The organism is Ferrovum sp. JA12 (assembly GCF_001431705.1).
In the GTDB taxonomy this organism is placed as follows: domain Bacteria; phylum Pseudomonadota; class Gammaproteobacteria; order Burkholderiales; family Ferrovaceae; genus PN-J185.
Window position 1 is genome coordinate 242,996 of the sequence record NZ_LJWX01000001.1, and the last position, 12,032, is coordinate 255,027.

Consider the following 12,032-nt stretch of genomic DNA (forward strand, 5'->3'; position numbering starts at 1 on the left):
TTTACAGTAATTGCTCTATGAGCATTTCTAAGGCTCCAATTAAAATAGTAATGGTTAGTTGATAAATGATCATCAGTACAACGGGGGATAAGTCCAGTTGACCTAGAGGAGGAAGAATTCTTCTAACTGGCGTTAAAAATGGGGCGGTTAATGATCGCGCTAAGGGCATCAGCTCATTACTGGGACTCATCCAACTCAATACAGCATAAACAAACACACTGGTCATTAAAATATAAATTGCTTGTTTTATTACAGCAATCATGGCCATAAAAATAACAAAAGGTAACGCATAGATAAATTGTGTCAAATGAATCTGACTAAAACCAATCATGTTGAGCGTGACAAGTACGATGTCCAACAGATAAGCCCAAAACAAACTGGCGTAATCAAAGCGCGGCGATTTGGGAAAGATTTTCTTTAAGGGATTGACAGCAAACTCTGTTAATTTATAACACCACTGTCCGATAGGATGGCGCCAAGGTGAAGCGAAATAAATCATCAGAAAACGAAGTACCGCTAAGACGGTTAATAAAGTGAGAGCAATCTCAATAATAGACTCAATAGAATGCATAAATACCCTTTTATTGTTGACTGAGCGTACGTCCTAACTCTTCTGCTTTTTGACGTGCTGCCAAGATAGCTTTTTCTAGTAATTCTGCCACATGCTCTTGATTTAATATCGTTAAAGCCGCTTCAGTGGTTCCTCCTTTAGAGGTCACTTTCTCTCTTAGCACTGGCAGGGTGTCAGGGGATTGCGAGGCGAGCTTGGTGGCGCCTAAGGCCGTTTGTAATACTAGTTTTTGTGCGATCTCTTGAGGTAAACCAAGACTCTGAGCGATGTTTTGCATTTCTTCCATCATCCAAAAGAAATAAGCCGGGCCACTACCAGAGACTGCTGTGACAGCATCTAAATCCGTTTCATGATCCACCCAAATGACGGAGCCCACCGCTGAAAGAAGTGACTGAGCACCCAGTTTATCTTCTTGATTGACTCCGGAGGTTGCATATAAACCCGATATCCCCTCACCAATTAATGCTGGGGTATTGGGCATGGCACGCACGATGTTATTATGCCCCTTTAACCATTGTGATAGAGCATGAGTGGTCACTCCAGCGGCAATACTGATAACTCTTAACTGTTTGGGTAGCCTCCCTAGCCCCTTAGCAAGACTAGGCAATTGCTGTGGTTTAACAGCAAACACCAAGGTGCTGATCTGCTCAAGGTTGAGTTGATCACAGGATTGTAGAACCGTTAAGGACAACTCTTGCTCTAAAGCCTGAGCAACAGCTGGATTAATGTCTATTACCTGAATGTCTTCTACCGCTTGGCCATGGCGAATCAACCCTTCAATTAAGGCTCTTGCCATATTGCCTCCACCAATAAAAGCTATGGTCACTTTATTTCTCCCTCACTCCAAAAATACCGGTCCCCACTCTCACTTGGGTAGCCCCCTCACTGATGGCCATCAAATAATCCTGCGTCATCCCCATAGAGAGCGTATCCATGCTGGAGTATTGCTGCCGAAGTTGGTCAAACCAATCTTTCATTTTTCTAAATTGCATCCTCAGTTCGGTATCGGAGAGTCTAGGGTCTGGGATAGCCATTAACCCTCTTAATTGCAAGCCTCGGCACAAACTGACACAATGAGCCAACTGAGGCAGTTCCTTCTCATCCACGCCAGATTTAGACAACTCATGACTAATATTAACCTGTATACACACGGAAAGGGGAGTTTTACCGCTAAGTAACCGCGCTTCTGAGAGACGTTGGGCAATTTTTTGACGATCCACACTGTCCACCCAGTCAAATTGCTGAGCAATCAAGGCGGTTTTATTACTCTGAATAGGTCCGATGAAATGCCAAATAATAGGTAGATGCTTTAGTGTATTCTGTTTGGTTAGAGCTTCTTGTAAATAATTCTCACCAAAATGAGTGACTCCTTCTTGAAAGGCTTCTGCAATCAAACTGGCTGGCTGAGTTTTACTGACCGCCACCAAAGTAACCTCATTGTCCACCTTAAGCTCTTGTATAGTATTCCTAATTGAGTCTATTCGTTGCCCTAGGGTTAGTTGTAAAATAGAGTGCTGTATGCTCATAAAGTATTACCTAAGGTGATGCTTGGTATATGATATCGTTAACTATTAAATAGGATGTTTTTGTATGGCAGGATTAACTCCGGAAACACCCTGGCCCACTGATATTATCCTTCATCAAGAAAGTCGACAACTGGAGATTAAGTTTGATGATAACAGCCAATATCAGTTTCCCATTGAATATTTAAGGGTCTATTCCCCCTCCGCTGAAGTGATTGGACATGGACCAGGACAAGAGATCTTACAAACGGGCAAGAGGCTGGTGACTATTCATGAAATAGTTCCAGTGGGGCATTACGCTATTAAAATCCATTTTAGTGATGGCCACGACACAGGTATCTATTCCTGGGATTACTTAAAACGCTTAGGTGTTTATCATGAAGACAACTGGGCGGACTATTTAAACCGACTGGAGGCTGCAGGAGCTAGTCGTGATCAAGAGGTTCATTAATGAACAAAACACATTTTGGATTCACTGAAGTTGATGAACAGGACAAAGCAAAACGGGTCGGCGCTGTATTTGACTCAGTAGCCCCCTCCTATGACATCATGAATGACATGATGTCTTTGGGCTTACACCGTTTGTGGAAGTATTTCACCATTCAAACCGCCGCCATTAAACCCAATGAACGCATTCTTGATATTGCCTCAGGCAGCGGTGATCTAGCGCTAGGTTTCGCCAAACAACTCGGTCCTCAGGGACAGGTTGTGATGTCTGATATTAATGGCTCCATGTTAGAGCGAGGGCGTAATCGTGTATTAGATCAAGGCTCGGCTATAGCAGCTGTTCAATGTGACGCTGAAAGCTTACCCTTTCCTAGTCATTATTTTGATTGTGTGAGTGTGGCCTTCGGTTTACGTAATATGACCCATAAAGACAAAGCCCTGTCTGAAATGACTCGTATTTTAAAACCAGGTGGCCGTCTATTGGTTTTAGAATTCTCTACCATTTGGGCACCGCTTAAACCGCTCTATGATCTCTACTCATTTAAATTACTACCTAAAATGGGGGAAATCATTGCAAAAGACGCATTGAGTTATCAGTATTTAGCTGAATCCATTAGAATGCATCCTGATCAGCAAACGCTGAAGACAATGATGGAACAGGTTGGGTTATCTCATGTCAAATGGTTTAACTTAACAGCCGGAGTGGTAGCCCTTCATCGTGGTTATAAAATATAAATGATTCATTCACTCCTCCCTGTCTCGTTGAAAGAGAAACTGTTTAACTTCACTAACCGCAAACTTGAACAGTTACTACTTAGTTCACCTACCTCGTTAAGTACATTACAACCCCATCATGGTAAGTTGATCGAGCTAACTATTGCTCAATGGTCTAGTTACTTAACTATTCGTGAAGAGGGGTTACCGCAATTGGTAGTCGAACAGGACAATACTCCGGATTTGAGTATTGTGATAAATGGAGAAGATCTGGCTAAGATTATTCAATCATCCTCTAGCGCATTACACTATATGCATATTCAGGGTAACTCAGCGCTGGCCAGCGATTTAGGCTTTGTTGCAAAACACTTCAGACCCGACCTTGAAGAATTATTAAGTCATTGGGTGGGGGATGTATTCGCTTACCAGTTATCAGAATTGGCTAAGCAATCTTTTTCCTATGGGAAATCTATGCTTCATTTCATGCAACACAGCGTGTCGGAATATTTAACTGAAGAAAAACAGCTTTTGCTTGGACGAGAAGAGTTTCAGGACTGGGTTCATGAAGTCGAACTATTACAGCGACAACTAAATAATATTGAGAATCGTTTTAAGCATAAATTATGATACGACTATTCAGGGTTTTTAAAATACTATCTGTTTTTTTTCGCTATGGACTTGATGAGTTTTTCTTTTACCGTCATCAAAACGGTCTGCTAAATCAACTCGTCAAATACTTATTTTTTTGGCGCCAGCTTTCTGTACCCCGTGGCAATCGCTTACGTTTAGCCCTGGAAACCTTAGGTCCCATTTTTGTTAAATTTGGACAAGCACTCTCCACCAGAAGAGACTTACTGCCTCCTGATATTGCCGATGAGTTAGCTTTATTGCAAGACAGGGTAGCGCCCTTCCCTGGCTTACAAGCCAAGAAAATGCTTGAGGAAGTGTATCAAAAACCCCTTGAACAAGTATTTAAAACCTTTGATATTGAACCTGTTGCTAGCGCCTCTGTGGCACAAGTTCATTTCGCTACTCTCTTTAGCGGTGAAGAGGTAGCGGTTAAATTATTGCGCCCCCGAGTACATCAAATGATTGCCCGTGATGTGGCGTTGCTCTATACCATTGCTCATTTAATTGAACGTTTCATTCCCGCCTCTCGACGACTTCATCCCATTGAAGTCATTCAAGAATTCGAAAAACATTTAAAAGATGAGCTGGATTTAATGGTTGAGGCGTCAAACGCCAGTCAATTACGGCGTAATTTCGCTGATCGTCGACTGCTCATTATTCCTGAGATCTATTGGGACTTTTGTGATGCCTCAGTGATGGTGATGGAACGTATGAATGGAACGCCCATCAGCCAAGTCAATAAATTAAGATCCATGGGTATAGATATCCCAAAGCTAGCTAGAGACGGGGTGGAGATATTTTTCACCCAAGTGTTTAGAGACGGTTTTTTTCATGCCGACATGCATCCTGGAAACATCCAAGTGGCCGAAGACGGCCGTTACATTGGACTGGATTTTGGGATTGTTGGAACCCTGAATAAAACCGATAAAAATTATTTAGCCCAGAACTTCATTGCATTCTTTCGCCGTGATTATGCACGGGTAGCCCTGGCACACATTGAAGCGGGGTGGGTCCCTGCGGATACGCGACCAGACGAATTTGAATCTGCCATTCGCTCAGTGTGTGAGCCTATTTTTGATAAGCCCCTAAAAGACATTTCTTTTGGTAAGGTACTTCTGCGTCTATTTCAAGTATCAAGACGCTTTAACATGGAAGTACAACCACAATTAGTTTTATTGCAAAAAACATTATTAAATGTTGAAGGACTGGGCAGAGATCTTGATCCGGAGTTAGACCTTTGGAAAACAGCTAAACCCTATTTAGAAAAGTGGATGAGCGAACAAGTGGGGGTGAGAGGTCTTCTTAAGGCCATTAAACATGAGGGGGGGCAATGGGTAGGACTCATTCCAGAGCTCCCACGCCTCATTCATCACAGTCTCAATCAACAACACTCAAATCAATTCCAAACTGATATAAAAGCTATTCAGCAACAAAACCAGAGTCTCCAAAGATGGTTAATGGTAATTCTTTTTCTCATGGGCTTACTGATAGGTGGTGAAGTGGCACAGTGGGTAATGTAAAAACCCCCATTAATGATCATGGGGGTTTTTAAAAGAATTACTAGAACAAAAAGTTAATGTCCCCCGCCCAGATAGGCAGCAACTACTTTCGGATCATTCTGTAAATCTTTAGCAGGGCCATGTACAGCAATTTTACCATTTTCCATTACATAGCCGTAATCCGCAATAGCCAAGGCCGCTGCAGCAAACTGTTCGACGAGTAGCATAGTGATTCCTTGTTCTTTTAAGCGACCAATGATATGAAATACCTCGTCCACTAAAATAGGTGCCAGTCCTAATGAAGGCTCATCAAGAAGTAACACATCTGGATTAAGCATCAGGGCTCGCGCCATAGCGAGCATTTGTTGCTCGCCGCCTGAGAGAGTACCAGCCAGCTGGTGCTGCCTCTCACGTAACCGAGGAAACAGATCCAACGCACGATCTAAATCACTGGCAATATCTCCCTTAGGTCTACCGCCCCTAATAGATAAGCGAGTAAAAGCACCGAGCAAAAGATTGTCTGTAATGGACTGAGTTGGAAATACTTTTCTTCCTTCTGGGGAGTGCGCAAGACCTAACTTGGCAATTTTATGGGAAGGAAGACCTGCAATATTCTTTCCTGAGAGCTCCACCTTGCCTGAGGTTGGTTTGATCATGCCACTGATTGCGCGCATGGTAGTGGTTTTACCAGCCCCGTTTGAACCAATTAAAGTCACCACTTTACCCTTAGGCACAGTTAAAGAAATGTCATGTAAAACTTGAACCTGACCATAGGAAGCTTTCAAATTCCGAACTTCTAACATAAATACCTTCTCTCTATTTAACTGGCCTGACTACCTAAGTACGCCTCAATAACTTTCGGATTGCGTTGTACTGTCTCTGGCTGTCCTTCAGCAATTTTTTGACCAAAATCCAAGACAGAAACATTGTCACAAATACCCATCACCACATCCATATGATGCTCGATCAGAATAACAGTAATACCCTGTTCCTTGATTTTACGTATGATATTGATCAAATCTGCAATTTCTGGCGGTGTTAAACCTGCCGCAGGCTCATCAAGTAATAACAAAGCAGGGTTTAATCCCAAGGCGCGTCCAATTTCAAGTAATCGTTGTCGTCCATAAGGTAGATTTCTTGCTTCTTCATTAATAAAAGTATCAAGGCCAACAAATTTCAAAATACTGGCGGCTCTTTCTCTTGCGTATTGCTCTTCTCTTTGATATCGCGGTGTGTGCAACACCACATCAAGAAGATTTGACTTATAGGTATGGTGAAGTCCTACCATAACATTTTCTAGGGCAGTCATTTCACCAAACAATTGAAGATTTTGAAAGGTACGGGCGATACCCTTTAAAGCAATATCAGATGGTGTGTCGCCTGATATGACTTGTTGGTCCAGGGAAACCGTTCCAGAAGTCGGCACGTAAATTCCTGTTAGAACGTTCATCATAGTAGACTTACCCGATCCATTAGGACCTATCAGGCCATGAATAGTGCCTTTGGTCACCGTTAAATCAACTTCGTTTAAAGCCTTTAACCCCCCAAACTGCATCAAGATTTTTTTGGCATCCAACAAATCATTGGAGACCAGTGTTTTACCTTCCACGGCACTCATTAGTGCTGTATTAGGATCCACTTTGATTTTTGTTCTGGCTACCCACTGGGGTTTAAAGTGCCCAATAATACTTCTTACCCAGCCCACTATCCCATCTTGCAAGTAATACACAACAAATAAAATCAAACAACCAAAGATAGTGATACGCCAGTTAGTCATCTCTTCCAAACGATAAGCGCTTGTAACAAGGACCCCCACAGCCACTGCCGGAATCAATAAGGGTTTAATAGTTCTGTTGCCAGAGATAAAGTGCCTCAGAACAAATATCACTAGCCCTGCTAAGGCTACTAATGATAAGTCTCTGAATAAACCGATATCATCTAACAGGTTAGGGAGTAATACGACGATAGTCGCTCCCACGACAGGGCCTAATCTTGTTTTTCTACCCCCCATAATAATGGCCAGTAAAAACAAAATAGTTAGATCAAAGTTAAAAGTGTTAGGAGCGATATATAGCTCGTTAAAGGTAAACAAACTCCCTGCAAAGCCTGCAATACCTGCACTGATAACAAAAGCAAAAACCTTGTATTTATAAACGCTCACTCCCATACAGTCAGAAGCTACTGGACTGCCCCGTAGTGCCTCAAAAGCTCTACCATAGTGAGATTTAAGTATTCGACCAACCAGTAACATGGCCAACAAAAAGACAACAATCACCACATAATAATAATGTTGCTCATCTAAACTTTTGCCGAACAACACGGGTTGTTGAATAGTTATACCTAAAGGTCCGTTGGTTAGAAAATCCATTTCGTTAATTAAAATTTGTGCAATAGTTCCAAAGGCTAAAGTCACCATAGCTAAGTAAGGACCCGTCACACGCAAGGCAGGAAGAGCTAGCAGTAAACCAAAAAAAGCCGTTACGAAAATACTGGCTATATCACCAATATAAAAAGGCAAACCAAGGCGCCAACTTAAAATTCCCGTGGTATAGGCTCCAATACCAAAAAGTCCAGCATGAGCCAGTGACACTTCCCCCGTATACCCAACCACGATATCTAAACCAAATAGCAAAACAGCATAGATAGCAATAAGTGCTACTTGATGAACGTAATACTCATTACCATTTAAAAATGTAGGAATTAAAAATAAAACACCAATAGCTATCAATGAGACTAGAACTTTAAATAACTTCATTATTTATACCTTCTTGATAGCTGTTTTACCAAAGAGACCACTAGGCTTAATAGCTAACACCAACAATAATAACACCAGGCCCGGAACATCTTTATAGCCCGTTGAAAGATAAAATCCCGTGGTGGTTTCGGCCACTCCGAGAATAATTCCACCCACGATAATTCCTAATCCGGAGTTTAAGCCGCCAATAATTGCCACAGCAAAAGCTTTTAGTCCTAAAACAGCCCCCATAGAGGCTCCCGTTAAGGTAATAGGCGCAATCAACACGCCAGCAAAAGCCGCAGACATAGAAGACAACGCATAAGAAAAAGTAATCACCATTCGCGTGTTGATACCCATTAATCCTGCCGCATCCCGGTCTGTTGAAGTGGCCACCACAGCTTTACCATAAATGGTTTTACGATTAAACAACTCAACTAACACCATCATTAATAAAGCACCTACATCCACCATCAATTCCATGGGTAACACACTGGCGCCAAAAATGTGAAGTGGCGTTGAGGATATGGGTGAAGGAAAAGGCATATCATCTCTACCCCACACATTTTCTGCCACATTCCTGAAAATAATACCTAAAGCAATGGTCGACATGATCCAACCAAATTCAGATTTAATTTTAATGGCGGGTCTGACCCCGACAGCTTCCACCACTACCCCTTGAACTGCCCCAAAAATCAACACGGCAGGAATCATTAACCAATAATTCATGTAGGGTCCGCCCATGACATCCCCTGCAAGGGTTAAACCAAACATGGCACCCAACATGAGCGCTTCACCTTGTCCAAAGTTAAGCGTACCGGAAGTCGCAAACGTAGATTGGTAACCAAAGGCAACCACCGCATAAATCATGCCCAACGCCACGCCGCTTAAAACTAATTGCAACAGTATTTCCATGAGAAGTCCTAATCAATAGTCACTCTTGAAACTCAAAATGGTATTCCGCTTAACAAGCAGAATACCATTAAGTTGTTAGATCACATTAATGACCTTTTTTATCACTTTCGTATGCGTATACCACAAAACCATCTTTCACTTCGCCCATTACTGTGTCTTTAACACCAATAGCTTCATGATTGGTGCTGGTAAAAGGATGATCATAACTGGTTACCACTCCATCCACTTTGGTACTTAAATTCTCCAAAGCTTGTTGGATTTTATTGCTATCAGCTGCCCCCGCTTGTTTAATGGCCGCAGCTAACACATACATCGAATCATAACCTTGTGCCGCCGAAACGGGTGAAGGGATACGATCATGGGCTGGGTGATAAGCTTTGATATAAGCATCAATAAACTGCTTACGTTTTGGGGTGTTTGGTTCCTGAATAAAGGTTTGGGGCATACGTGCTCCCTCACCATTTTTACCTGCATTATCTATATAATTTGCCATAGATAAAGTCCAGCTACCAATCATGGGTACTTTCCAGCCAAGCTTAGCCATACCATTAGCAATTTGAGCCAACTCAGGACCGATACCATAGGTTAAAATTGCTTGTGCACCAGCCTCTTTGGCTCTTAACAGCTGAGCCGTCATATCAGTGTCTTTGATGTTGAATTTTTCTTCAGCAACCGGTTTCATGCCGCGAGCCGCTAAAGCTTTTTCTAAATCCTGTCTTCCTAATTGACCGTAGTTAGTAGAATCAGCAAGAATCGCCACTTTAGTAAACTTACGCTTAACAACTGCTTCTTCAACGATCATGTGTGATTGAATTTTATCACTGGCAGCAATTCTAAAAATGTAGTTTTTTGAATATCTAGGGGGCAAAAATTGTTGGGTAATAATACTACCTGTGGCCACGTTATCAATCACAGGAATTTTAGCCTGTTGGTAAAAACGCTGGGAAGCTAGCGCCACGCCGGTATTGATAAAACCAAGAGTTGCTACCACGTGTTCGCGATTAATCAAATCTTGAGTCACTTGAACACCACGTTCGTTTTTGGCTTCATCATCACGCTCAACGAGTTGAATCTGACGGCCTAAAATACCACCAGCCTTATTGATCTCATCCGCCGCTAACTTAACTCCGTCGCGCATAGAAATACCCATTGGAGAAGATCCCCCACTTAATGGACCAGAGACGCCAATTTTGATCGTCTCGGCAGCTTGCGCTGACAAGGTCAAAGCGACTAGTGAAGCACTAATAACTGGTGTTAACCAGCTTGGTTTAATCATGCGCATGTTAAACTCCTCTTGTGTTATTAAGTAATAATTAAGAACTTTTTTAGTCAATAGAAATAACTATTTACAAAAATGTCCATTATTCTATCACGGGCTTAATAAGCCGCAAACTATTCTTAAATCAAGGAGATCACCTAAATGATCTACAAACTCGGTAGAAAAACACCTACGCTTCATGCTGGCGCATATATTCACGAGAGTGCGGTAATCATTGGCGCAGTCACCTTGGAAGAAGGTGCTAGCGTATGGTGCCACGCAACTCTCCGGGCTGACAATGAACCGATCATGATTGGTAAACGCTCCAATATTCAAGATGGTGCTGTGTTACACACTGACCCCGGGATGCCTCTTCATATTGAACAGGGGGTGAGCGTGGGGCATTTAGCCATGCTTCATGGTTGTACGATAGGGGAGAATTCTCTAATCGGGATAAAGTCGGTGATACTAAATGGTGCAAACATTGGACGAAATTGTTTAATTGGCGCCAACACACTGATTACTGAAGGAAAAATCATTCCAGATGGCTCCTTGGTAATAGGAAGCCCCGGTAAAGTGGTCAGAAGCTTAACTGAACAAGAGATTAGTGCTTTAAAAGAAAATGCTACGAGTTATGTAAACCGCTCTTTGCTATATCAAGTAGAATTAGAAAAAATCGGGTGATTTTATGCTAAAAAAACAATCATTTCAGCTTCAAGGTCCCGTGGGTAATATGGAACTGTTGGTTGAAAAGCCCGATACCAGCGCTCCCCAAGGTTTATCTTTTGTAGCCCACCCACATCCTCTTTATGGTGGCTCCATGCAAAACAAGGTGACCCAAACCATTGCTACCACTTTTTTAAGGCAGGGTTGTATTACTATCAGAATGAACTTTAGGGGGGTTGGGAAAAGCGACGGAACATTTGATCACGGACTCGGCGAAACTCAAGATTGGCTTAGGGTCATTGAGTATTTTTCTGGTCTTTACCCCAATTTACCCTTATATTATGGAGGGTTTTCTTTTGGTGCTTTCGTCATGAGCCAAGTTAATTTGGTTAAACCATCACAAAAAATGGTATTGGTTGGAACTCCCTGCGGTAACTTCACAGTGGCTCCTGTGCCTGCGGAAACATTATTAATCCATGGTGAACTTGATGAAACAATACCTCTACCCGCTGTCTTTGAATGGGCAAGAGCCCATCAACTCTCAGTCGTGGTGGTGGCCGGTGCCGATCATTTTTTCCATCATCGTTTAACCATTATTCGTGACTGGATAACACGGTATTTTTTTAACACTACAGGATAAATCTATGTCTTTCCTCACCCTTAAAGCATTGCATATTATATTAATGGTCACTTGGTTTGCTGGCTTATTTTATTTGCCCCGCTTATATGTTTACCATGCCATGTTAGATAACGACCCTCAGGGGCATGAACGCTTCAAAATCATGGAAAGAAAACTCTTTTGGGGCATCATGACACCAGGAGGAATTCTGACTGTCGTTACCGGATTAGCGATGGTTTTTATCTATCACGATATGGGAGTTTGGCTACACATTAAACTCTCATTGGTGCTCTTATTGATTATTTATCACATATGGTGCGGAAAACTATTACATGATTTTAAATACAACAACAACCATCATAGTCATGTTTGGTATCGCTGGTTTAACGAATTTCCAGTGATTATCCTCATCCCGGTGGTTTTTCTAGTGATTTACAAACCCTTTTCCGGCTAACG

Annotated in this window: 14 protein-coding genes; 7 read left to right on the plus strand and 7 right to left on the minus strand. The window is 42.2% G+C overall.

The window, feature by feature from the left end; all coding sequences use genetic code 11:
* Position 1: 1 nt before the first annotated feature.
* From FERRO_RS01370 to FERRO_RS01380, 3 genes are read right to left on the minus strand one after another with little or no spacing between them, the layout of a single operon-like run.
* Positions 2-571 carry a YggT family protein gene (locus FERRO_RS01370; protein WP_056929084.1) on the minus strand — a complete coding sequence of 190 codons (570 nt, stop codon included), beginning with the start codon at positions 569-571 and terminating at the stop codon, positions 2-4.
* 10 nt (positions 572-581) lie between these two features.
* Complete coding sequence (gene proC, locus FERRO_RS01375; protein ID WP_204374711.1) at positions 582-1,397, minus strand: pyrroline-5-carboxylate reductase; 816 nt, start codon at positions 1,395-1,397, stop codon at positions 582-584.
* Position 1,398: 1 nt separating this feature from the next.
* Complete coding sequence (locus tag FERRO_RS01380; RefSeq protein ID WP_056929085.1) at positions 1,399-2,097, minus strand: YggS family pyridoxal phosphate-dependent enzyme; 699 nt, start codon at positions 2,095-2,097, stop codon at positions 1,399-1,401.
* A 64-nt stretch (positions 2,098-2,161) separates the two neighbouring features.
* On the opposite strand from FERRO_RS01380, the gene FERRO_RS01385 reads away from it, so the two are divergent.
* Genes FERRO_RS01385 through ubiB form a run of 4 tightly spaced genes read left to right on the plus strand, consistent with a single transcriptional unit; the run spans position 2,162 to position 5,405 of the window.
* A complete protein-coding gene (locus FERRO_RS01385; protein ID WP_056929086.1) occupies positions 2,162-2,545 on the plus strand; it encodes a gamma-butyrobetaine hydroxylase-like domain-containing protein in 384 nt (127 codons plus the stop codon).
* Positions 2,545-3,276 carry a bifunctional demethylmenaquinone methyltransferase/2-methoxy-6-polyprenyl-1,4-benzoquinol methylase UbiE gene (ubiE, locus tag FERRO_RS01390; RefSeq protein WP_056929087.1) on the plus strand — a complete coding sequence of 244 codons (732 nt, stop codon included), beginning with the start codon at positions 2,545-2,547 and terminating at the stop codon, positions 3,274-3,276. The genes FERRO_RS01385 and ubiE overlap by 1 nt, the downstream gene beginning before the upstream one ends.
* On the plus strand, positions 3,277-3,882 hold the full coding sequence (locus tag FERRO_RS01395; protein ID WP_056929088.1) for a ubiquinone biosynthesis accessory factor UbiJ: 606 nt from the start codon (positions 3,277-3,279) through the stop codon (positions 3,880-3,882).
* The gene (gene ubiB / locus FERRO_RS01400; protein WP_056929759.1) at positions 3,882-5,405 is read left to right on the plus strand and encodes a ubiquinone biosynthesis regulatory protein kinase UbiB; all 1,524 of its coding nucleotides are present in this window, start codon (positions 3,882-3,884) and stop codon (positions 5,403-5,405) included. Before FERRO_RS01395 ends, ubiB begins: the two co-directional genes overlap by 1 nt.
* Positions 5,406-5,458: 53 nt before the next feature.
* Here ubiB and FERRO_RS01405 read toward each other — a convergent pair whose 3' ends face one another.
* The 4 genes from FERRO_RS01405 to FERRO_RS01420 form a co-directional block, all read right to left on the minus strand.
* On the minus strand, positions 5,459-6,187 hold the full coding sequence (locus FERRO_RS01405; RefSeq protein ID WP_056929089.1) for an ABC transporter ATP-binding protein: 729 nt from the start codon (positions 6,185-6,187) through the stop codon (positions 5,459-5,461).
* A 17-nt stretch (positions 6,188-6,204) separates the two neighbouring features.
* Positions 6,205-8,139 carry a branched-chain amino acid ABC transporter ATP-binding protein/permease gene (locus tag FERRO_RS01410; RefSeq protein ID WP_056929090.1) on the minus strand — a complete coding sequence of 645 codons (1,935 nt, stop codon included), beginning with the start codon at positions 8,137-8,139 and terminating at the stop codon, positions 6,205-6,207.
* A 3-nt stretch (positions 8,140-8,142) separates the two neighbouring features.
* Positions 8,143-9,033, minus strand: coding sequence for a branched-chain amino acid ABC transporter permease (locus FERRO_RS01415; RefSeq protein WP_056929091.1), 891 nt, complete (start codon positions 9,031-9,033; stop codon positions 8,143-8,145).
* Between the two features lie 85 nt (positions 9,034-9,118).
* Positions 9,119-10,309 (minus strand): ABC transporter substrate-binding protein, encoded by a 1,191-nt coding sequence (locus FERRO_RS01420; RefSeq protein ID WP_056929760.1) that lies wholly within the window; start codon positions 10,307-10,309, stop codon positions 9,119-9,121.
* Positions 10,310-10,453: 144 nt separating this feature from the next.
* On the opposite strand from FERRO_RS01420, the gene FERRO_RS01425 reads away from it, so the two are divergent.
* Genes FERRO_RS01425 through hemJ form a run of 3 tightly spaced genes read left to right on the plus strand, consistent with a single transcriptional unit; the run spans position 10,454 to position 12,030 of the window.
* Positions 10,454-10,975, plus strand: coding sequence for a gamma carbonic anhydrase family protein (locus tag FERRO_RS01425; protein WP_056929092.1), 522 nt, complete (start codon positions 10,454-10,456; stop codon positions 10,973-10,975).
* Positions 10,976-10,979: 4 nt separating this feature from the next.
* Positions 10,980-11,597: an alpha/beta hydrolase gene (locus FERRO_RS01430; RefSeq protein ID WP_056929093.1), complete on the plus strand. Its 618-nt coding sequence runs from the start codon at positions 10,980-10,982 to the stop codon at positions 11,595-11,597.
* Between the two features lie 4 nt (positions 11,598-11,601).
* Positions 11,602-12,030, plus strand: coding sequence for a protoporphyrinogen oxidase HemJ (gene hemJ, locus FERRO_RS01435; RefSeq protein WP_056929094.1), 429 nt, complete (start codon positions 11,602-11,604; stop codon positions 12,028-12,030).
* Positions 12,031-12,032 lie beyond the last annotated feature (2 nt).